This window comes from Hymenobacter nivis (assembly GCF_006439025.1).
Lineage (GTDB): Bacteria > Bacteroidota > Bacteroidia > Cytophagales > Hymenobacteraceae > Hymenobacter > Hymenobacter nivis_A.
Genome location: NZ_RCYZ01000005.1, coordinates 399,577 through 423,785 on the forward strand (window position 1 = coordinate 399,577; position 24,209 = coordinate 423,785).

General features: G+C 62.3%; 5 protein-coding genes. 1 reads left to right on the forward strand and 4 read right to left on the reverse strand.

Going from position 1 to position 24,209, the window contains the following annotated elements; all coding sequences use genetic code 11:
- Nucleotides 1-303 precede the first annotated feature (303 nt).
- Complete coding sequence (locus EAH73_RS14270) at nt 304-2,613, forward strand: patatin-like phospholipase family protein (protein WP_140467646.1); 2,310 nt, start codon at nt 304-306, stop codon at nt 2,611-2,613.
- Between the two features lie 147 nt (nt 2,614-2,760).
- Here the strand turns inward: EAH73_RS14270 and EAH73_RS14275 are convergent, their stop codons facing one another.
- The 4 genes from EAH73_RS14275 to EAH73_RS14290 form a co-directional block, all read right to left on the reverse strand.
- A complete protein-coding gene (locus EAH73_RS14275) occupies nt 2,761-3,489 on the reverse strand; it encodes an alpha/beta fold hydrolase (RefSeq protein ID WP_140467648.1) in 729 nt (242 codons plus the stop codon).
- Nucleotides 3,490-3,626: 137 nt separating this feature from the next.
- Nucleotides 3,627-12,191: a T9SS type A sorting domain-containing protein gene (locus EAH73_RS14280; RefSeq protein ID WP_140467650.1), complete on the reverse strand. Its 8,565-nt coding sequence runs from the start codon at nt 12,189-12,191 to the stop codon at nt 3,627-3,629.
- A 601-nt stretch (nt 12,192-12,792) separates the two neighbouring features.
- The gene (locus EAH73_RS14285) at nt 12,793-20,769 is read right to left on the reverse strand and encodes a beta strand repeat-containing protein (RefSeq protein WP_240047256.1); all 7,977 of its coding nucleotides are present in this window, start codon (nt 20,767-20,769) and stop codon (nt 12,793-12,795) included.
- 530 nt (nt 20,770-21,299) lie between these two features.
- A complete protein-coding gene (locus tag EAH73_RS14290; protein ID WP_140467654.1) occupies nt 21,300-24,074 on the reverse strand; it encodes a 4-alpha-glucanotransferase in 2,775 nt (924 codons plus the stop codon).
- Nucleotides 24,075-24,209 lie beyond the last annotated feature (135 nt).

Below are 24,209 nucleotides of genomic sequence, written 5' to 3' on the forward strand. Positions count from 1 at the left end.
CGGCGGGACCGCCCAGCGCCCCGGCCCGAAACCACTACCGACCTGCCCCCTAAGGCAACTTATGCGCAAACCACCGCCCCGGGCTGGCCGCTGCTAACGGCGCTGCTGCTGGCGCAGCGGGGCCAACGGCAATTTTGTAACTCTGGCAAGCAGGGCCGGGCTGGTTGCTTGCGGCCTTGTTTGTCTTTGACACGGGGGCGAGGCCCGCGGGAGCCGGCCCCGGGGGCCCTGGGCGCATTCGGGGCGGTGTCGTACTTTCGGTGAAAATAGATTAAACCGGCTGCTACGCTATTGAATTATTTTATGATTAAAAAACTATTATGCGCGGGCTTGGTGGCCGGCGCGCTGGGCGGGGCGGGCCCGGCCCAAGCCCAAAAAGTGGGCCTGGTGCTGAGCGGCGGCGGGGCCAAGGGCCTCGCCCACGTGGGGGTGCTCAAGGAGCTGGAGAAGAACCACATCCCCATCGACTACATTGTGGGCACGAGCATGGGGGCCGTGGTGGGGGCCATGTACGCCTCGGGCTACTCGCCAGCCGACATCGAGCAGATTGTGCTGAGCAAGGAATTCCAGAACTGGACGTCGGGCCGCACCCTGGAGAGCAAAACCTTCAATTACGTCACGAGCGAGCCCTCGCCCTCGGCCCTGCGCCTGGGCGTGGCCCTCGACTCGACGCTGCACGCACGGGTGAGCTCGAACCTGGTGAACGACCTGAACCTGAACCTGGCCCTGGCCAAGCTGCTGGCCCCGTCGGGAGCCGAGGCGGGCTACGATTTCAACAAGCTCTTTGTGCCCTACCGGTGCATGACGTCGGAGGTATTCACGCGCCAGGAGGTGGTGCAGCGCCAGGGCTCGCTGAGCGACGCGGTGCGCAACTCGATGACGTTTCCGCTGGCCTTCCGGCCCATCCGCAACCTCGACGGCAAGTACTACTACGACGGGGCGGTGTTCGACAACTTCCCCACGGCGGCCATGAAAACGGAGTTTGCGCCCGACGTCATCATCGGGGTGAACGTGGGCGACGTGGCCTTCAAAAAGTACCCTTTCAAAAACGACGATGAGCTGCTGGCCACCACGGTGCTGTTCCTGGGCACGAGCGTGGCCGACACGTCGAGCGTGGGCAAGAACGGCATCTACATCCAGCCCAACCTGGGGGCCCTGGGCGTGGGCGACTTCGACCAGGTGAAGCAATTCATTGGCAAGGGCGACACGGCCACGCTGCTGAAGATGGACCTCATCAAGCAGCGCATTGCCCGCCGCCAGGACCCGGCGGCCCTGGCGGCGCGGCGGCTCGCGTTTCAGCAGGGGGTGCCCGAGCCGCGCTTTGTGGAGGTGCAGGTGCACGGCCTGCGGCCGGACCAGAACACGTATGCGGCCAAGTTTTTCCAGCGCAAGGGCCGCGAGTTCAGCCTCGACGAGATTGAAGAGGGCTACTACCGGCTGGCGTCGGACGATTACTTCAAGAACATTTACCCGCGCATTCGCTACGACGCGGCGCGCAAGGGCTACATTTTCAGCCTCGACGCGCAGCGCAACAACAACGTGACGGCGGAGGTGGGCTTCGTGCTGAGCACCCGGCCCATCGACAATTTTTTCCTGGGCCTGGAGTTTCGGGTGCTGCGCAAGCTGCTCTACACCACGGCGGCCGACGTGAGCCTGGGGCGCTTTTACAACGGGGCCCACGGCTCGTTTCGCATCAGCGTGCCGGGCAAGGTACCGTTCTACGTGGAGCCGGGCATCACCTACAACCAGTGGGATTTCCAGAGCACGGGCGGCCTGCTGGGGCGCAACGCCCTGGGCACCCAAATCCGGCAGCAGGACACGAAGGTGGGCTTCCAGGTGGGCGTGACGCCGACCTACCGCAGCCGGTTGCTGCTCGACGCGGGCCTGTTTACGACGCACGACGACTACACGAACCGCACGGAGGTGAGCAGCAGCGACGTGCTCGACAAAACCATTTTCCACGGCTTCACAGGGGCCCTGCGCCTGGACCGCAACACGCTCAACGAGAAGCAGTACGCCACCGGCGGCCACCGCTACTCGTACACATTGCGCGGCGTCACGGGGGCGTCGGACTACACGCCGGGCTCGACGTCGCTGGTGGCAGCCAACGCGAGCCACCACCAGTGGCTGCAATTCCGGGCCACCGTGGAGCGCTACTTTACCCTGCCCGGCAACCGCCGCAACTGGGGCTACTTCGGCGAGCTGATGGCCACCGGGCAGGGCCGGTTCAGCAACTTCCGGGCCTCACAGGCCATTGCGCCGGTGTTTGCGCCCCTGCCCGACGCCCGCACACTGTTTCTGGACAAGTACCGCAGCGGGCGCTACGGGGCCGTGGGCCTGCGCTACAGCCAGGCCGTGCTGGGCAGCCTGCAGTGGCGCTCCGAGCTCTACGTGCACCTCAACTTCCAGCCCTTCGAGCAGGCCGCCGACCAGACGGCCATCCGCACCAGTGGCTTCGACCGGCCCCGCCTGACGGCCAGCACCGGCTTCATTTACATGACGCTCGTGGGGCCCCTGGCCCTGCACGCCCGCTACTACGACGACCCCACCGAGCACTTCGGCGTGTACGCCCACCTGGGCTACCTGCTCTTCCGCGGCCGCGCCCTGGAATAGGGCCCCGGGGGCATGGCGCAAGCTTTGGCTACGCTAATCTTCGGCCGCAGTTCGCGCCACGAATCACCGCTTGATACCAGTTACTTAATACCAAGAAAGCCCTTCCGGCCATGCGGCCAGAAGGGCTTTCTTGGTGGGTGCGGTGCACTAGCCCGCAATGGCAGCGGCCACGGCTTTCGGGGCCTCGTAGGGCAGCAAGTGCCCGGTACCTGGCACCTCCGTGAAGGGGGTGCCGGGGGGCAGCAGCGGCAGGGTATGCTGGCGCTGGGCGGCGGCGGGAATGGCGCGGTCGGCGGTGCCCACCAGCAGGTGGCAGGGCACGGCAATTTCGCCCATCAGGGCCGTAATATCTTCCAGCGAGCCGGCCAGCAGCCAGGCGGCCCAGGCGGCCTGGGTGCTGCGCAGGTTATCGGCCACAATCTGGCGGTGCGCGGCGGCGGGCAGGGCAGCCTCGGTGATGGTGTGGAAGGTTTTTTCGGCTTCGGCGGGTTGGCCATAGGCAGCCAGTGAGGCAGCGCGGTCGTCGTCGGAAATCGGCTCGGGGCTGGGTGGCGAGGGCGAGAGCAGCACCAAGCGGCGCAGGCCGGCGGGCCGGGTGGCGGCCAGGGCCAGGGCCACTTTGCCGCCCAGGCTGTGGCCCACCAGCACGTAGTCGGTCAGCTGGTGCTCGGCGATGAAGGCCGCCACCCAATCGGCGTAAGCACCCACCGAGTAGTCGAACCCCGCGGGGGCCCCCTGAGCGCCAAAGCCGGGCAGGTCGGGGGCGAGCAGGGCGGTACCCGCGGGCAGCAGCGGGCGCAGGGCGTCAAATTCGTGGCCGGCCCCGGCCCAGTAGTGCAGGGCCAGTACGGCGGTGGGAGTGGTGGAGTCAGGCATGGGCCCGCATACGGCAAACGCTCCTACTGGGATTAATCCCACCCCCGCCCCCAGGGCCCAAACGCACAAAGGCCCTTCCCCCAAGCTGAGGGAAGGGCCTTGCGTAGGGCCCCGGCCAACGCGGCCGGGGGCAACAATTACTCTTTCACCAAGCGCTTGGTGAGGCTGACGGCCGTGCCGTCGGTAGCCGTGCCGCGCACCTGCACCACGTAGCTGCCGCTGGCCAGCTTGGCCAGGTCCAGGGTGTGCAGTTGGGCCCCGGCCAGCGAAGCGCTCAGCACCGAGCGGCCCGTCATGTCCACCACGCTCACTTGGTACGTGCCCGCCGGCAGCTGGCTCAGGTCGAGCTGCGTGCTGGCCACGGCTGGGTTCGGGTACAGGCCAATGGCCAGGGGCCCTACCTGCGTGAACGAGACGCTGCGCACCGGCGAGAGGCTCGCTGTGCCGTCCGCGTCCACTTGGCGCAGGCGGTAGTACACCGTGCCGGTTGCTTTGGCCGCCACGTTGGCGTCGGTCAGGGCGTAGTCGGTCGCGCTGGACGTGCTGCCCTGGCCCTTCACCTGCCCGATTTTCACGAACGCCGTGCCGTCGAGGCTGCGCTCCACGTCGAAGTGGTCGTTGTTCTTCTCCGAAGCCGTGGCCCAGGCCAGCGCCGCGTCGCGGTTGCCCACGGCCGTGGCCGTGAACGCCGCCAGCTCCACTGGCAGCGGGTACGCCCCGATGGTGAAGGCGGCCAGCGCCGTGTTCGTACCGCCGTTCAGGTCGGTGGTTACCACGTTCAGGTAGTAAGTGCGGGCGTTGCTGTAGTTGAGCAATTTGCTCGCGTCGCTCACGAATACTTGGCCCGTGGTGGGGTTCACCGATACGCCAGGAGGCAGGGTGTTGGTCGGGTTCTGGGCGGGGCCCGTGGCTGCCAGCACGGCGCCGCCCAGGCCGTTGTTGGTCGGCACGTTGCCCGGCGTGGTGGGCTGAATCGCGCCGGCCGCGTTGTAGATCGCCCCAACGGTGTTGTACACTGCCGTGTTGGGGTCAATCGTGAAGGCCAGCACGTCGTTGGTCACGTACTTGTTGGTCCCGCCCTTGGCCGTGGCCGACGTGTAGGCCGCGCTGCTCAAGTCCTGCCCAACCGGGATGGTGTACAGGGCCGGGGCCGCCGATACCACACCCGCGTTGTCCATGGCGGTGTAGCCAAAGAAAGCGTTGCCCACAAAGGTGGCCACGGGGTCAAACCGGAGGTTGCCGGCGTTGGCGGCCGTAATGACATCCGTCAAGGTCAACACTGCGCCGTTCAGCGTCAGCACCCCTTGGGTATCGGCGTCGGGAAGCGAAGTGAGCTTGTAGGAGGCCACGTTGTTGTCAGCGTCGGTGGCGCTGAGCGGCGAGAGCAACAGGGCCCCAGCCGTATTGCCTTGCGGCGTTTGCAGCGCATTGACAACCGAATTGGCCACGGGCGCGGTGTTGCCGGGTGCTACCGTCACCGTCGACGTGTTGTTGTTGGTCGCGGTAGTGGTAGTGGGCTGGGTCGTCGTCGTCGCTACGGTGCCGATTAGCGTGTAAGCAGTGCTCGGCGCCGTGAAGGAAATCGAGTTCATCACCTGCCCGCCAGCGCCCGCGTCCTGCGTAGCAATGGTTGGGAACGTGACGGTTCCCGTCGAGGAGTCGTACGTGCCGCCGCCCGAGATGGTAACCGAAGCGGGGCTCAGGCCCGAAGGAATCGTCACCTTCTGGACCACCCCGCTAGCCGGCGAAGGGCCGTTGTTCAGGGTCAGCACCGAGTAGGTCACGGCATCGCCAACCGCCACCGTTGTGGGGCCGCTTACAAACGTGGCTACGTCGGCAAGGGGCGTTACCGCGATGGTCCGCAGCTGCTGGTTGTTGCCAGGGGTCGGGTCCGACTGGTCGCCCGACACGAAGGCCCGGGCCTGGAGCGGAGTAGTGCCCGAAGCCACCAGTACAATGGTATTGGTGGTGGTGGCACCAACGGCTTGCGAGGCAATAGCCGGGAACGTTACAACGCCCGTGATGGGGTCGTAGGTGCCCCCCCCACTGATGGAGCTAATCGTGAGGCCTGCGTCGAGGGCCACCCGCTGCACTACGTTGGTGGCCGCGCCGGTGCTCGAGTTGAGGTTGGAGGTAGTAACGGTGAGCGTTACGGCATCGCCGGCATTGGGCATAGCTGGCGAAACCGTGACGTTGTTGAACAAGTCTGTTTTTACCGTCGTCGGGGCACTTGCCGGCGTGATGACGCTTGCCACGTTGTTGGTGTAGTTCGACTCTTCCACAGCAGCGCCCACGCTCACGGTAGCCGTAGCGTTGATCTGGCTCAGGCCAATGGGAGCCGCAACGATGCGTACTACGTTCGTCACGGTGCCCGCCGCACCCACCAGTTGGTTGGAGATGGCCGCGAAGGTCACCAAACCGGTAGTGTTATTGTAACTCCCCCCCGTAGAGAGCATTACGTTTGACCCGCCTAGGCCAGCAGGTAGCTGTACCTGCGCGGCCACCGAGGGGGCAATCGAGGGCCCGTTGTTGGTCACCACTACGGCGTAGTCAACCTGGTTGCCCTGCACAATGCTCGGCGGGCCACTGATGGCCACCGTCACGTCCACGATGGGGTCCACCAGGGTGGTTACGGCCGCACGGTTGTTGGTCCGCACGTTGTCGGGCGACGCTGATGACACGGAGGCTACGTTGAGCAGGGAAGCCGCCGCCGGAGCCGTGTACGAAATGGAGTTGACCACCGAGCTACCACTGGCCTGGCTGGCAATGTTGGGGAAGGTGACAACGCCCGTGCTGGCATTGTAAGTACCCGCCCCCGTGATGGTAACGGTCAGCAAGCCGGCCGGAATCGTCACGGTCTGCACCACGTTGGCGGCCGATGCGAGGCCGTTGTTGGCGGTGGTGACGGTGTAGGTCACGTTCTGGCCCGCGCCCACCTCCGTGGGGCCGACGAGCGTGGTGGCCACGTCGCCGGGGACATTCACCGTTACGTCGGCCGTGGCCACGTTGTCCGCCACCACGATGTCGTTGGTGGTGGCCGAAATGCTGGCCGTGGCCGCCACCATGCCCGAAGCCGGCGCGTTCACCGTGATGGTGTAGGTGGCAGTGCTCGAACTGGCCAGCAAGTCAACCGAGGGCAGGGTTACGACGCCCGTGGCTGCGTTGTAATTGGCGTTAGCCGCCCCGTTTGGGCCCGTGATGGTGACGCCCGTCAGGCCCTTGGGCAGCAACACGCGCTGCACCACGTCCGTGGCGGCGTTCGGCCCTTTGTTGCCCGAAACCACCGTGTAGCTGATTGCGCTGCCGGGCAGTACGTCGTCAACCACGACCCCGTTCTGCCGGGCGGTAATGGTGGTGTAGATGTTGGCGTTGGTGGTCGATGCCGCCGAAATCGTGGTCGACGCAGTTGACGTGTTGCCCGCCGCGTTCGTGTCGCCGGTTATCGTGGCCACCGCGCTTATGGGGCTGGCCGTGGCGGCCGGCGCCACAAAGCTGATGGTGTTGTTCACCTGGGCCCCGTTAGCTAGGGTAGCCAAGCTGGGGAAGGTCACATCCCCCGTCGTGCTGTTGTACGTACCACCGTTTGAGATGAACACGTTCGTTAGGCCTGCAGGCAATTTCACGCTCTGGCCAATGGCCGTGGCGGTCGAAGGACCGTTGTTGGTCGTTACCAAGCTGTAAGTCACCAGCGTGCCCGCCACCGTAGTTGCGGGGCCCGTAATGCTCGTTACCACGTCGAATAGTGGCGCTGCCGTGATGGTAGCCGATGCAGCGTTATTCGCCGTCCGCCCCAATTCGCTGGTTGTTGTGCTAATGGACGATGTGGCTGTAACCGAGCCGGCAGCCGGCATAGTGAAAGCAATTTGTGTATCCACGCGGTTGCCGCTGCCAGTCACTACCCCACCAATGCCAGGATAACTCACCAGGCCGGTATTAATATTGTAAGTACCATTGTTACTTACCGTTACGCCATTTAGTCCTGGGGGCAGCTGAACCGAAGCGGATACTCCAGTGGCCGTAACAGGACCGTTGTTGATGAACGTCACGTTGAACGCACCGGTAGCTCCTGTGGCTACGTTAGCGTTGGCCACCGAAATAGTCGTGGCAACATCTGCAACCGGATTGATGGTCGAAGTAAAGGATGCAGCATCGGGAGCCGTGTTGCTGCCCTGGCTGGTAGTCGTCGTTACGTTACTGGTCTGCATCACCGAGCCTGTTGTGGCGGGCGCCGTGAAGCTATACGTGAACGTGTTGGTGGCGCCGCTAGCCAGGGTGCCGTTGCTGGCCGTCGTGAAGTCGATGACGTTGTTCGTCGGCGTGTATGCTATACCGTTGACTAGCACATTGGTGGCCCCGGCCGGAATGGTTACTTTCTGCGTCACGCCACTGGCCACTGAGGGGCCGTTGTTGGTGTACGTGGCCGTGAAGTTGCCCGAAGGCTGGCCAGCGTTGAGGGCCAGGGGCCCTGCCAAGACCGTCGTTACGTCGACCACAGGCAGCGAGAGATTGGCCGAAAACTCGGACGTGCTGTTGGCGAGCGTGGCGGTGCTGGTAAGTAAGCTGCCGTTGAGCAGGGCCGTCTGTTGTGCCGCAGTGAGGCTGCTCAGCGGGATGGTGAAGGTGAACTGATTGGTGTTATCAGTGCCCTGGTTCACGCCGTTGACGAGGCCGCCATTGGCGACGCCGTAGGTGCCAGTGCCGGTATTGCTGTCGTCAGTGGCGTTGCCCTCAGTGCGGCCAACCAGGAAGCTGGAGCCTTGGCCGAAGTTGCGGTTGCTGACGGCGGTGTTAGCGCCAGTGTTGGTAGGGTCCGTAGTGAGCGGCGTGGCCAGGAACAACTCAACGAGCGAGCCAGGACGAGCGTAGCCGTTGACAACCAACGTCGTGCTGGTCAGCGTGGCCGTGGTGAGCACCGGGAAATTGAGCAGGCCGTTTCCGCCCGTGTCGCCATCGCCGTTGTCGTTGAGGGTTGCGTTCGGGGTCGTGCCGGTGTTGCCGTTCCAAAAGGTTGTACCGTTGCCAGCTGTTCCCTCGGCCGCACTCAGCAGATCAATGCCCAGGCGGGTGTTGCCGCTGGTCGAGTTCTGCGAAATCGTTACCTGGTTGGCCGTGCCCAGCACCAGCACGCCCGAGCCGTTGTTGCCGGTCAGCACGTTGTTGGTAATGATGGTGGGGTTGGTGGCGCCAAATATGCGCAGGCCCGAGCCTTCTTCGCCCGTACCGGTGGCCACGCCTACGCCGTTGTTGCTGATGGTATTGCCTGATATCGTATTGCCCCCAACGGTGTTGCCGAACGAGTCGATGCCGTGGCCGTAGTTGGCGGTAATCAGGTTGCCCGACACGGTATTGCCCGTGCTATTGTTTTGCAGTTCAATGCCGTCGAATACCAGGCGCTCGCCACCACCCGCAACGCGCAGGATGGCGTTGCCCCGGATTTCGTTGCCGGTGATGGTGTTACCGTTGGCCCCAACCGACCCGCTGTTGGCGGTGGTCAGTGCCCAAATTCCCATGCCGCCGTTGAAGCCGATGAGGTTGTTGGCGATGGAGCCGTTGTCGGAGTCGTTCAGGTTGATGCCCTCGTTCAGGTTGCGGTTGCCTGCGCCGGGGTCCGCAAAGCTGGTGGCCGAAGCCCCGATTACGTTCTGCTCGATGCGCATGCCCGTGTTGTTCGATCCGCCAAAAATGCCCGTGCTAAAGCCGTAAATGCTCAACCCGCGCACCGTAACGTTATCAGCCCCTATCGTGAAGCCGTTGAAGCCGGTTGCGCCTTTCAATTGCACTTCGGGGCCGTTCACTTGCGCGAGGGCCGTGCCGCCCGTGCCCACGGTACCGCCCGCGCCCAAGGCCACGTTGTTGGTGTTGCCGATGTTGAAGGTCTGGGTAGTGCCGTCGATGCTGGTGTTCGCACCCGTGACGGTGGGCAGCGCCGTGGCCGGAGCAAGGGCCGCCACGTTGTTGGCAAGGCCACTGACGAGGCCGCTGCGCAAGCCAGCCGGCGCATTGGTGGTGGCCCCGTTCGGAATCATGAAAATGCTGCTTTCGGTACCGGCGGCCAGGGCCACGGAGGCCCCGGTGATGTTGGTGCGCGAGCCGCTTTGGGCCAGCAAAGCCTCGCCACCTAACGCATTGCTGTTTGTGATGAACTGGCGCAGCGAGCCTTGGCCAGCGTCATTGGTGTTCGTCACCACGTCGAAGTTGTAGCCGAAGTCCGCGCTGGTAGTGGCAGCCGTGCCGGTGTTGACAGCAAACTGACTTTCCGCAATGGTGGTGGCCGTGTTCAGGCTCGCCAGCGTGGTGCCGGTGGTGCCGGCTGCGGCATCCACTTTCTGCGGGGCCTCGCCACCCACGCGGTCGGTGGTGCCATTGTAGGTCTGCACAGCTAGCTGGTTGCTGATGTAGCCGGCCGCGGCTGAGCCCGTGAAGGTGGCCCCAGCACGAGCCGAGATAACCGTGTTGTTAACCACGCGCACCGTGTAGGCCGTGTTGGCCGCAACTGGCAGGAGGTAGAAGCCGTTAGCATCCGTCAGAACCGAGGTCACGAAGGTGCCCGTGCTGTTGTAGAGTTCGACGCGGGCCCCGGCCCGGCCCACGGCCCCGGTGCCCAGGGTGGTGCGGCTGCGGCCCGCGCCGCCGCCGTAGTTGGCGTCTTCGTACACGTAGCCCGAGATGCTCGGGGCTACCGTAATGGCGTAGGCCGCCGGGGTGCTGACCTGATTGGCATCGTCCTTAACCGTGTAAGCCAAGTTGATCGTACCATTAAAGCCCGCCGCGGGGGTGAATGTGAGCTGGCTGGCCTGGGCTAGCATTATCACGGTGCCGGCCGTAACCGCCGTGTTACCGAGAAACAACGTGCCCTGGGCCGCCGTCGGCACCGACGTGAACGAGTACGACGCTACCGTGCCGTCCACCTGCGAGCTTAGGCTGCCAACGGGGACCTGCGTTGCCCCTTGTGGCACGGCGCTGGCCACGGGGTTGGCCACGGGGGCCAGCCGGCAGAAGTTCATCAAGTCGATGCCAATGAATTGGCTGGCTGGGGTGCCGGTAGTGTTTGTGATGTTGGCGTAGGTAATGGTCAGGCTCGTAATGGGGCCTCCGAAATAAGCAATTACGCTGGCATCGGTAGTGGTGGCGTTGCCACCCGTGGCCACTACCCCGGTGGCGGTGTTGCCGCTAATGCTGGTGAAAGCGGCGTTGGGGTTCACCAGGCTGAGCACGGGCGTTACTGCTGTGCCGCCGTTGCTGCCCGTGAAAGTTACCTGGTCCTGAAAAGCGGTAGTAGCATCTATGTCCTGCACCCGCACCGTGAAGTTGGACAGGGGCCGGCTAAAGTTGAAGGTAACCGTGGCCTTGTTGTTGGCACCCGATGCTGGATACGCGTTGTTCCAAACCAGCGTTTGCGCGGTGTTCAGGGTACCCGTTTGCAAAGTCGCGGTCGATGGGTTCCCTGTCACGCTGTAACCGCTGGTGCCGATGGTGGTCAGCGGCGAGCCATCCGGCACGCTAATGGGTGCGTGAGCCTTCCAGTCTTCGGCAGGCCGGGTGCTAAAGTTGAGTGCAGCCGTAACGGCGCAGGGCGTTTGCTCGCTCAGCGGAATGGTATAAATGGCAGCAGCCGAGGTCAGGGTGGCGTCGTCCGTTACGGTGTAACGGAACGTAGTGTTGGCACCCGTGGCCCCGGCGGCCGGGTCGAAGCGCAGGCTGGCAGCCTGGGCCGGCGTCAGGGCCTGGCCGTTGGCCACGGCTGCGTAGGTGCTGCCCGTCGAATTGTAGTACAGGACCCCTTCAGCAGCCGGTGGTATTTGCGTGATGGTATAATTCTGCACCGTGCCGGCATCCAAGGTGCTGCTCAAGTTATCGATATTGACTTGGCCGGCACTGCTCGGGATGGTGGCAGCGTTGGTAACGTCGTTGGCTAACGGGGCGGCGCGGCACCACGAGATGGTGTTGATGCCGAGGGTTTGCGTACGGTCGTTGCTGCCGCTGATAGGGTGCGTATTCTTGTAAACGATGGTCACCGCACGCACCGCCACGTTGGAGGTTCCGAAGTTAACCGTCACATTTCCCCCCAAAGCGCCCGCCGCATTGATGGAGGTGCCCTGTACAGTATTAGTGCCAGTAACGTATGCGTTAGTAGTGCCGGTGGTAAAGTTGGCCGCAGTAAGCGCAATGGGAGTGCCAGCAGGGTTGCCGTTGGCATCCAAAGTGGTATAACCGTTGAAAGTCAAGTTATCCTGGAAATCCGCGCCACTGGCGGGGGTACCAAATAAACCACCCGTAGCCGGAATAAAATCATCCCGGTCTACGTCTTGCAGCACCAGCCTTAATCCGGTAACCGAGCGCGTGAACGTGAACGTGACGCTGACCTGGTTGTTAGCCAAGGTCGAGCCCACGTCATTCTGCTGCCAGACCAACGATTGGCTACTCAATGCCCCATTGCTTCCTACCGCGAAGGTATTCGTGCCGCCGGTGGCGAGCCTGACGTAATTGTTATACGTCAGCGATGTCCTGCCAACCGCATCGGTGAAGGTATTGGTTGACCCCGCCGTACTCGAGGTACCGGTACCCATGCGGGTTCCAGTAGCGGTAGTGGTGGTGTAGTTGAATGTACTCGTTGCCGCGGCGGTGCATTGCGCCCAGGCCACCGTCCTACCCAGCGCGTTCCACGCCAGCAAAAAGGTGAGAAACCGTACGAATTGTCTCATATAACAAGGAAGTAAGGATGGCTTTTAATGAGTGGCTTATAAGAAAAGTATTATTGCCGTTAGGCCAAAGATAATAATTTGAGCCTAACTAAATCAGCACTTTACCAAGAAGACCTGCCGAGGCTTACTTACTTATTAAACTTAGTTTTGGGTTTCTATGAACAGAAATAATTCCCTGCTGAACAGCACCTATTTCGCTACTAAACTTTGCTATTGCGGTTGAAAACCCTTTCTATTGACTTAATAGGGCATATTTCGTCGGCGTATGTTTCGTAAAGAATGCTATTTTCATTTAATACTCATTCAACCCTTTCTGCAAGAAAAATATTGGCCACTGAATAATTCAAATTAGAATTGTTTAATTTTTTATATATTTTATAATAAAATAATTATCGGTAAATTTTCCATTGTATTGGATAAATTATATTATTTACTTAACAAGTATAATATTGAATTATTAAGTAGTTTGGTGTTTTCCAACAAATAATTGCCTTTTTTTACACATTAAAAGATGCGTTGTCGGGCAACAAAACGGCCCCTGCTTTTAAAAGCAGGGGCCGTTTTGTTGCCCGACAACGCCTCAGGTTAGCTCGTGGTTAGGCTATTCCTTCACGAGGCGCTTGGTGAGGCTAACGGCCGTGCCGTCGGTAGCCGTGCCGCGCACCTGCACCACGTAGCTGCCGCTGGCCAGCTTGGCCAGGTCCAGGGTGTGCAGTTGGGCCCCGGCCAGCGAAGCGCTCAGCACCGAGCGGCCCGTCATGTCCACCACGCTCACTTGGTACGTGCCCGCCGGCAGCTGGCTCAGGTCGAGCTGCGTGCTGGCCACGGCTGGGTTCGGGTACAGGCCAATGGCCAGGGGCCCTACCTGCGTGAACGAGACGCTGCGCACCGGCGAGAGGCTCGCCGTGCCGTCCGCGTCCACTTGGCGCAGGCGGTAGTACACCGTGCCGGTTGCTTTGGCCGCCACGTTGGCGTCGGTCAGGGCGTAGTCGGTCGCGCTGGACGTGCTGCCCTGGCCCTTAACCTGCCCGATTTTCACGAACGCCGTGCCGTCGAGGCTGCGCTCCACGTCGAAGTGGTCGTTGTTCTTCTCCGAAGCCGTAGCCCAGGCCAGCACCGCGTCGCGGTTGCCCACGGCCGTGGCCGTGAAGGCCGCCAGCTCCACTGGCAGCGGGTTGGCCCCGATAATCACGGTGAACGTGTTCGTGTTCGTGCCGCCGTTGGCGTCCACCGTCGTGATGGTCACGGGGTAGCTACCGGTGCGTAGCAGCGCCCGGTTCGTGACCGTGACGACGCCGGTCACGGGGTTGAGGGTGGCGCCGGGCAGCGTTCCGCTCGTGAGCGTGGCGCTGCGGATGCCGGTGTCGGTCACGGCCTGCGGCGTGGCGTTGTTGTACGCGCCGCTGTTGGCGTCAAACACATTGGCCAGCACGTCGCCGTTCTGGTAGGGCGTGGCCCCGCCCTTGGGGTTCGTCGGCGTGTACACCGAGCTCAGGTCCTGCGCCACCGGGATGGTGTAGGTGGCCGGGGCCGATACCGCGCCGGCGTTATCGGTGGCGGTGTAGGTGAAGAAAGCGTTGCCCACAAAGCCACTGGCCGGGGTGAACGTCAGGTTAGCCACGTTGGCCAGGGTAATGTCCTGGTTCAGTGCCACGTCATTGCCGCCGAGCTTGAGCACCCCAGTGGTGGGCAAGCTGGTAATGATGTACTTGGATACGCTGCCGTCGGCGTCGGTGCCGCTGATGGCCGAGAGCAGCATACCGCTGCCGGTGTTGCCCTGGGGCCCCTGCTTGGTATTAGCTACGTCGTTGGCCACGGGCGCCAGGTTAGCCTGGGTCGTGGTTACGCTACCGGTGGCCGTGGCCGCGCCGGTGGGCGAGTTGCTGTTGCTCACTGCACCGTTCACCGTGAAGGTGCCGGCCGGGGCCGTGAAGGCAATGACGTTCGTGACCGACTGGCCAGCCGGCACCGTGGTGCCCGCGCCGCCGTAGATGGTGATGGTGCCGCTGCCCGTTTTGGCCACGCCGTTGAGGGTGTAGCTGGTAACGCCTGCGGGCAGGGTCACGGTCATACCCAGGTCGGTGGCGGGCGCGGGGCCGTTGTTGGTGGCCGCCAGCGTGTAGCTCACGGTGTTGGTGGCCGTGGTGGTGGCCGGGCCGCTGATGCCAAAGGCCACGGTGGCCGCCGACGTCACGGGGATCGGAGCGCTGCTAACCGTGTTGTTGGTCAGCACAGGGTCGGGGTTGTTCGACGACGAGGTGGCGGTAACTGCCACGGGGCCGTTCACGGGAAGCGGGAAGCTGACGGTGTTGCTGATGGAAGCGCCCCTGCCGAGTGACGCCACAACCGGGAACACCAGGGCCCCCGTAGCGGGGTCGTAGGAAATCACGCTGCCGGTGGGGCTGCTGTAGGTTACAAGGCCGTTTGCGTTATAGGCACCGGAAATGTTGTTTACCCGCAGCGTGGCCGGATCCAGCCCACTGGGCAGGCTCAGGACCTGCGACACGTTTTGGGCGGCGGTGGTGCCGTTGGCGTTGGCGTTGGTCGTAACCACGGTATAGGAGGCGGTAGTGCCCACCGATTGGGGGCCGCTCAGCGACGGGGTGATGGTGGTGGCCAAGTTGACGTTACCCAAGGTTGAGTTTATCGTGGGCGTGCTCAGCACGGCTGCGTTGTTCAAGAGGTCGCTCTCGTTCGTTCCCGTCACAACGGCGGCGATGTCCAGCTGCACCGTGTTAACCGCACTGGTGGTGGTAGGCACCGTGAACTGCACCGCAGTAGTTGTGCCGGTGCCCGGGGCCCCTACGGCGGTGGCGGGCAGGGCCAGTAGGCCAGTAGCCACGGTGTAGGTGCCATTGGCACCGTTGGTGCCGAACGAGATGACGCCGTTGTTCAGCGTGCCGGTGGCGCCGTTCACGGTGAAGCCCGCCGCGAGCAAATTCGGAATTAGCTGCACCGTGGTGGTTTGCGTACCAATGGCCGAGGTGCCGTTATTGGTGGCCGTGACGGTGTAGAACACTGAGTTGCCCTGCACCGCCTGGGCGGGGCCCGACAGGGCGATGGCCAGATCTTGCAGGCCCGTCACCGGGTTGGAAACGGAAGCCGTGTTGTTGGCCGGCGTACCGTCGGCCGAAGGGCTGCTAATGGAAGCCACGGCTTGCAGGGACCCGCTGGTGGCCGGCACTGCAAAGCTGAGGGTGTTCGTTAGCACGGCGTTGCCGGCCAGCGTGGGCAGAGTAGGCAGCGTGAGCAAGCCGCTGTTCACGTTGTAGGTCGTGCCGTTGCCGAAGGTAATGACGCTGTTGCTGAGCGTTCCGATCAAGCCGTTGAACTGAAGCGACGTCACCGGGATGCCGGCGGGCAGGGCCACGGTTTGCAGCACGTTCTGGGCCGCGTTGGCCGAGTTGTTCACCGTTTGCACCGCGTACGTTACCAGCTGGCCCGCTGTGAGGGCGGGGCCGGTAGCGGCGGTACCGCCTTCAACGCGGCTCAGCGTGGTGGCCAGGTCGGCCAGGGGGCGGATTTCAGTTTCGGCCGTGGCTACGTTGTTGGCCGGCACTAGGTCGGGGGTGGTGGCGCGCACGCTGGCCGTGATGGCCATCGAGGGGCCCGCGGCCGGGGCCAGCAGGCTGATGGCGTACGACTGCGGGGTCGCGCCGCTGGCCTGGTTGCCCATCAGGGAGGGCAGCACCAGCAGGCCCGTGGCCACGGTGTAAGTGCCGTTGGTGCCGAAGGTGATGACGGTCTTGTCAGTGCTGAGCGTACCGGCCGTGTTGTTCACGGTGAAGCCCGAGGTGCCGAGGCCGGTGGGCAGGCTCACCTGCGTTTGCACGCCGGCGGCAGCGCTGGGGCCGTTGTTGCCCTGCGTCACGGTGTAGGCTGCGGTGGCCGCGGGGGCTACCTGGCTGGGGCCCGTCACGGTTACGTAGAGGTTGGCGCGGTCGGTGGTGGCGGGGGCCGCCACAGCCACAGCCGTGCTGCTGGTGGCACCGTTGAGGTAGGCCGTGTTGTTGGCGATGACGGGGTCGCCGGCGCCGTTCGTGTTCGGCGTTACCTGAGCCGAGGGCGAGAAGTTGGCCGAGGGCGAGAAGCTAACGCTGTTGGTCTGGGCCTGGCCGCTGGCCAGGTTCAGGGCCGGGAAGGTTACCACGCCCGTGCCCTTGTCGTAAGTGCCGCCGTTGGTGGCAAACACGCCGGCCAGGTTGATGGGCAGCTGCACAGTCTGCTGGGCGCCAGTTGCCGGCGACGGGCCGTTGTTAGCCGTCACCACGGTGTAGGTGGCCAAGGTGCCGGCGGTAGCCGAAGCCGGGCCGGTGAGGGTAGTGGCCAGGTCAAATTGCGGGGTGATGGCCAGCGTAATGGCGGCCACATTGTTCACCAAGTTCACGTCGGAACCCCCGTTGTTCACCGATGCGGTGGCCGTGAGGGGCCCCGTGCCCGGGGCTGCAAACGTGACTCCAAAAGTAGCCGAAGCACTCGGGGCCAGGGCCAGGGCGGGGAATACCACCAGGCCGGTGGCCTTGTCGTAGGTAGCGGCCACGCTGGCCCCGTTGCGGGTGAAGGTGGGCGTGCCGGTCAAGTTAGCCGGAAGCTGAAGCTGCTGCACGGCGCTAACATTGCCGGTGCCGGTGGGGCTGTTGTTGGCCGTGGTGCCCGCGATGGTTACCGCTTGGCCCGCCGTGACGGTGCCGCCCGTGGCGGGCGAGGTGATGGTGGTGGCCAAGTCAAGCTGGCTCACTACCTGCACCACCAGCGTGGCTTGGTTCGACGTGGCGCCGCTGTTGTCCTTCACCGTGTACGGAATCAAGGCCGTGCCCGTGAAGCCGGGGTTCGGGGTGAAGGTTACCCGGCCTTGGTTGTCCACGGAGGCCGTGCCCCCGGTTACCGTAACTGATTTCTCTTGCGAACCGGACGTGCCGGGCTGCAGGTCCACCGTAGCCGGGCTGATGGGGCTGTTGGCGGCACCCCGGCGGTCATTATCCGTCACGTTGAACGTCACGGGAACGCCAACTGCCGTGGTGATTGCGTCGTCGATTGCCAGCAGGGGCACGTCGAGCGGAATGATGTAAGTACCGATGTTGTCGCTACCGGCCCCAAAGTTGTCGGTAGCCGAGTAGGTGAAGATTGCCTGGGCCCCCGTGAACCCCCCCGTGGGGTTGAAAGTGAGCTTGTTGGCATTGGTTAGCGAAATCAAATCGCCCGCCTTTACGGCCACGCCGTTCAGGGCCAGCACGCCGCTGGCGGCGTCGGGCAGGGTTTGAATGGTGAACGAAGCCAACGTGGGCCCACCCGTCGAGGTGCCGGTCAGGGCAGGAATGGTGGTTGCCGCGGCACCTTTCGAAATAGCCGGTGCCGTGATGTTGTCCACGAGCAGGGTTTTGGAGCAGGTGCCGAAGTACACGTCGTCCAGGCCGAAGTCGTTGCCGCCTTTGACCCGGTTCACATCCCGGATTTCGAACGTAGCCGTAGTGTTAGTGCCCGAAAACCACACATCGGACAGCTGCACAAAATTGGTTGTGCCGTCGAGGGTTGTCACCACCGACGTTGATTCATTGTTGATAACAAACCCTAGTTGCGCTGGGCTGCCCGGGTTCACGCTGTTGGCATACACTGAGAAAGTGTAGTAACGGTTGGGTAGCACGTTCACCGTCTGCGCGTACACGCGTTGGATGTTGGCGTCCCCATTTACAATCATGAAGTTGTCGCCGGCGCCAGTGCGGCCGGTACCTTGAAAATCACCGTGATAGTAATTGGCATCGTTGCCTACCGCGTACGTTCCTTCTGGGTAGAGACCGTTTGGAGAAGCCGTCACTTTTGCTGCTGGACGCGCCACAAAATTATACCCACTGACAAACCCCGTATTGCCGCTGGCAAAACTGGGGTTGATAAGCAAATTGGGACCCGTGCCCGAGATGCAGACCAGGTTGGGGTCGTAGATATTCAGGTTGACCGGGGACACGTTGGAACAGGCGGGCACAGTGTTCGTCTGGCAGATCTGGTACGTGAAAGAGTCCTTACCAACATAGTTCGGGTTGGGCGTGTATACATAGCCGCCGTCGGCGTTCAGCGTTACGGCCCCGTGCGTGGGCTGCGTTACCACGGTAGCAGTAAAGCTGATAGAAGCGTCAGGATTGTCGTCGTTCAGAATTACGCTGGCGTTGACCGACGTGTTAACGGCCAAACTATTATTGTCGCTGTAAGTCACGAAGCGGTTAGGGCCCGTCACCGGAATAGTGTAGGTAGCCGCCGCAGAACTGGTGCGGCCCTGATTATCGGTCACGCTGAACGTGAACGAAGCATTGCCCCTGAACGACACAACGGGATTGAACGTAAGAGCCGCGGCCTGGGCCGGGGTCAGACCCTGGCCGGCCGTCACCGCCGTGCCGTTCAGAGCCAGTACGCCCTGTTCCGCTGCGGGTAACGTCACGATGTCGTAATACACAAGGCTGCCAGGGCTGGCATCAGCACCGCTTAGGCCCGGTGAGAGCGCGACGGCCCCACCCCCATTCTGAACAACAGCGTTGGTGGTGCTAGTGGCCACCGGCGCCGCATTGGCCGCCGAGGGCCCCGCGCATAGCACAGACGACGGTACCACGGCAAAAGCCGCGTTGCCGCCCGCTATACCAGCTCCAAGGGCATACAGTAGCTGCACGCTGCCGCCGCCGCCGCCGTTGCTGTAGAGCAGTTGTAAATCGTACAGCCCGTCGGCTGCAGCCGTAAAATTACCCGTCGAATTGCGCGGTCCATGCCCGCCCCCGTTGCCAATAAACAGCGAATTACTGGCCGCCGTGGCCCCACTGATTGTCACCGGGCCGGCGGTTGTGCTGGGGTAGTTAGCTGGGAATACCGGTGTAGCGGCCTGCGCAGCCGGCCCCACCCACAGGTAAGATGCGTCGTCTGAATTGGTTTCGAAGGTATAAGTACCGGCACGCAAGTATACGCTACCCCGGTAGCGGGCAGTCAGTTGCTGGCCGTTGGCACTAACACTGCCCGCGTTGAACGTACCGGAAGTAGTACCGTCGGTACTGAAGTTAACCGCGCCGTCAGTGCGGCGCAGCGGCGAAGTGTTGCTGAAGAAAGTTGCAATCTGCGCCGCCGTTTGGTTACTGATGTCGCCAACGTAGTACTCGGCGGTCAGCCCATTATAGCTGGTCGTATTATCGAGATACGAAGGCTGGCCGCAGCTTACGGGCACCACGGTAACGGTACTGGTCGCTGAGTTGTCCCCAGTGTCGCTGCCTTGGCTGTTACTGGTGCCAATGGTGGTTGCCACTGTTATGGAGCTAAGCGTAGCCGGCACGGTTGGGATGGTTACCGTTACGTTGGCACTAGCTGCGTTAGCTAAGGTAGTGGGCGGCGTGGTGAAGGCCACGGCGCCGGTGGCATTGTTGTAATTGCCGCCCGTCACAGTCACATTCGTGCCCAATCCGGCGGGCAGGGTCACCGTACGGGTAAAGTCCTGCGCGGTGTTCGGGCCATTATTACCAAAATTGAGCGTCAACGTCAAGCTACCAGTAACGCTTACTGGATTAGGCGTGGCTACAATGCTGGTGGCCACGTCGGCCGGCACTGCCTGTACAGGAATAGTATAAGTAGCTGTATTAGACGTTTGGCTAGCATCATCCTGTACCGTGTACCCAAAGGTGACGTTACCTCCAGCTGCATTAACCGGATCAAACTTCAGACTGGCAGCCTGAGCGGCAGTTAGCGTCCGGCCAGCCGTTACGGCAACGTAGGTCGTGCCCGTGGTATTGTAGTAAAGTGTACCCTGCGTAGTAGCGTCGGGTACCGACGTAACCGTGTAGGTTTTTACCGTACCGTCTAATGTTGAGCTAAGCGCGCTGATGCCCGTTTGTGCAGCAGTGGCTAGTATAGTGCCAGCGTTGGTTACATTATTAGCTACTGCTGCCGAGCGGCACCAGGATAGCGAATTGATACCTACAGCTTGTTGAGCAGGAACGGCGTCAGCCGTCTCTGTGTTTTTGTATGTTAATACTAATTTTTTTACTGCCTGAGGGAAGGTCACGGTTGTTGTTCCGTTACCATTATCAGTATTGGTCGCATCGGTGATTGTATTGCCAGACCTAGTTAACGCATTACGTGTGTTAACAACGTTGTTATCTGCCAAACTAATCAAAGTAGCCGCGCTTACCACATCCGTCGTGTAACCATCGAAAGTAACAGCATCTTGAAAATCGTTCGCGACGCCAGCAGCCTGATTTCGGTCAATGTCTGACACTACAATCTTCAGATTCGAAACGGCTCTGTCAAAAGTAAATGTGACAGTGGATACGCCATTTCTAGCTGCATACTTCGCAAACCAGACGAGCCGTTGGTCACCGGTTGCGAAGAACTCACTAGTTCCAAACGTAGCAGCGTTAAGGGTAGAAGAAAACCCACTAGTAGTAAAAGTGGTGCTTCCCACTATTCCGCTACGCGCTTGCCAATCCACATTATTGGCAGCAGTAGTAAAATCATACGTGCTAGTTGCAGTAGTGCACTGCGCCTGGGCGGCCCTGGGGGGGCCGAAGGCCGCCCAGGCGAGCAAGACTAGGAGTAACCGTAAGGGTGTTTGCATAAAGAAGAAGCGGGAAATGAAATGTATAGATTAGTGCAAAAGCAAGTTTATTAGCTACAGACCTATAATCAGGTTTTATAACTTTACAAAGGTAAGAGAATCATTGAATATCCATTAAGCTTCTCAAAAGAATCTGCATTATGTGCATATAAGCGATGTTTAAGGGCATTTTAGCCTCTGAAAAAGGGGATTTAAATGATAAAATACAATTTTTTTTTCAGCATCATTATTGAATAATTTTATTTTAAAATTGCACTATTACACTTAATAATTAATTAATCGCAATCGGATTTAATTATGATTAATCATATTTTTATTTGTGCGATTCTTCCTTTTAATTCGCTGCGCTCAACGGCGGAGTCATTTGTTTGGCTGCGGTGAATAAGCCCGGGGGCCCTAGCGGCGGCATCTGGCCCGGCAGCGCGCGGGCGCGTAGCAAGCAAAAAGGCCACCCGTGGGGGTGGCCTTTGGCGTGTAAGATGACGGCCTGCCCCAGCGGGCAGCCAGACGCGTTTGTGCAGATTAATCGGCTAGCCGCGCCCGCTGCCCTGCACCAGGGCCCTAAGTGGCTCGTTGAAGCCGACGGCGTCCACCAGTTCCTCGAGGGGCAGGTGGAGGCGGTACTTCCAGAAGTGGGCGGGGTTACTGGGCACGTTGATTTGCTCGGCGGCGGGGTCGGCGCGGCGCAAGTGGCTGTCCATGCCCAGGTAGTCTTGCAAGGGCAGGATGGCCCACATGGCCGGCGAGTGCAGGTGCTGCACCACAATTTCGCGAACTACCCAGGGCTCGCAGTAGTACGGGGCCACCTCGCGCCAGTGGCCGAGCAGGGTTTCGAAGTAGCGCTGGGTGGCCACCCGGTTTTCCTGCCACCAGCCGCGCAGCGTGCTCATGTCGTGGCTACTGGTGGTGACGACGCTCAGGTAGGGCGCGTCGTTGGGATGGCTGAACTCCAGGCCGGGCGTGGCGGGCATCCGCTGGATGTTCAGGCCCAGGATGCCGAGCTGCTTCATCACGCCGGGCACCGAGGCGGGCACCATGCCCAGGTCTTCGCCGCAAATGAGCAAGTCGGTGGCGTAGCGCACGGCCGGCAGCTTGGTGAGGCCCTGCTGACGCCAGAACTCCTCGTGGCGGTGGAAGAAGAAGTCCACGTAAATGTCGTCGTAAAGCCGGCGGCGGGCTTCGTCGCCGTCCAGCTCACGGAACGACCAAGTTTTGTTGAGCGTGATGCGCGGGTGGTAGAAATCGGCCGTGGCGGCGGGCACGAACAGCACCTCGTTCACCAGCTGGTACAGATTGGGCAGCAGCCAGTTGAAGTATTCGGCGTGCTGGGGCTCAGCGGCAATTTTGCCTTGCACGTAGGCCTCTAGCTCGCGCTGGGTGCCCAGGCCGGCCTTGAAGCGGTAGGTGCCGTAGCCGGCATCGTCGAGGTATTCCTCGAACACGCCCTGCGCCTCTTTGCCGAAAATGGCCTCCAGTACGTGCCAGCGGATGTAGGGCTCGCAGAGGCGGCCGTAATCAAACCAGCCCAGGCGCTGCTCAATCTCGTGGCGGTGCAAGGGCAAGGCAGGCGAAAAGTGCCCCAGCAGGCCCTCGACCGAGTGCGCGGGCATCTCCCAAATGCGGAAGAAGCCCAGGATGTGGTCGATGCGCAGGGCGTCGAAGTAGCGGCCGAGGTGCGCCAGGCGCTGCTGCCACCAGGCGTAGCCGTCTTCGGCCATGCGCTGCCAGTTATAAGTGGGGAAGCGCCAGTTCTGGCCCGTGGTCGAGAAGTCGTCGGGTGGGGCCCCGGCCTGCTGGTCCATGTGGAACAGCTCGGGTTGCGTCCAGGCTTCTACGGAGTGGCGGTAGATGCCGATGGGCAGGTCGCCCTTCAGCACCACACCCTTGGTGCGGGCGTAGGCCACGGCTTCGCGCAGCTGCTTGTCGAGGTGGAATTGCAGGAAGAAGAACAGGCCGTACTCGTCGTAGTCGGCGGCGGTTTCGGCGGTGAGAGCTCCCAGGTCGGGCGGAGCGCTAAACTCGGCGGGCCACTGCGTGAAGTCGGCGGTGCCAAACCGGTCGCGCAGGGCCGAGAAGGCGGCGTAGGGCACCAGCCAGGGCCCCTGCTCGGCCAGAAACTGCCGGTAATCGGCGTCGGCCAAAAAAGCCTTTTTCTCCTGCTTATATAGTAGGCGCAGGAATTTCCACTTGGCGGCCATCACGGGCTCGTAGTCCACGAAGTCCTTGGCGTTCAGCTCCTGCTTCGTGCGGGTCAGCTCGGCGGCGGCTTTCTTGTCCTTCAGCGTCGCAATTCCTTCGAGGTGAATAAATTGCGGGTGCAGCGCGTACACCGAAATGGCGGCGTAGGGGTACGAATCGACCCAGGTGTGGGTGGCCACCGTGTCGTTGATGGGCAGCACTTGCACCAGCTGCAAGCCGGTTTGCACAGCCCAGTCGGTCAGCAGCTTCAGGTCGGTGAACTCGCCCACGCCCAGGCCGCTTTCGCTGCGCATCGCAAACACGGGCAGCGCCACGCCGGCCCCGCGCCAGTTGCTGGCCTGCCGGTACTCTTCGTCGTTGAACACGCGTACGGCGTCTGCATCGCCGCTGGCGGGGATGACGCGGTTCTCGCCGCCTTCCATGTCGAGGGCGTGGCCAGCGGCAGCGTCCCAAATGGCGTACTTATATAAGCAGTCTTCGCCGGGGTTTTGCAGTTGCACGGTGCCCGTCCAGGTGGGGTAGTCGGCGTCGGACAGCACTAGGCACTGGCGGTTGTCCCAGGCCCCCAGAGCCGGGTCGGAGCCCAGCACGCACAGGCCCAGGTGCGGAGCCACGCGCGGGTTGGCTAGGCGCAGCACCACACTGCTGGCCGGGGGCCCCGCGCTGGCGGGCGCTGGCGCGGCTGCTTTCTTCTTGCCCTTGGCAGCTTTGGCCGGGGCCGCTGCTGGGGCCCCTACTGGGCCCCCGGCGGCCGGGCGGCGGAACAGCGCCTTAGTGAAGGCAGCCGTGAACAACTCATTCTCGGGCACGGCGGGGGTGTGCCAGTAATCGGCCAGCAGCAGGCGCTGGGCGGGGCCGGCCACGTCCAACGTGCGGTTGGCTCTTGCTTCCCAGGTGGGGGCCCCGTCGGCGGCCAGCAGCACGTACTTATAGGAGAGCGGGCCGGCGGGCAATTCCACGTCGAGGTACCAGCGGCCGGCCACGTCATCGTAGTGCATGAGGGCGGCGGCGGCCACTTGCCAGTCGCCCAGGGCGGGCCCGGCACCGCACACGGCCAGGCGCTGGCCCCAAGCGGTGCGGTACGGAAGTGAGAATTGAATGGTCATAATCAAAGATTGAAAAACTGCCGAAAGATAATTCCACCCGGCCGCGCCGGGCGCTAAAACAAACGATTCTACGTTGGCCGCCAGGATTGGGGCCCCAACCCCGGCGCTTAAGTTTGCGTTTAGACGACCTTACCT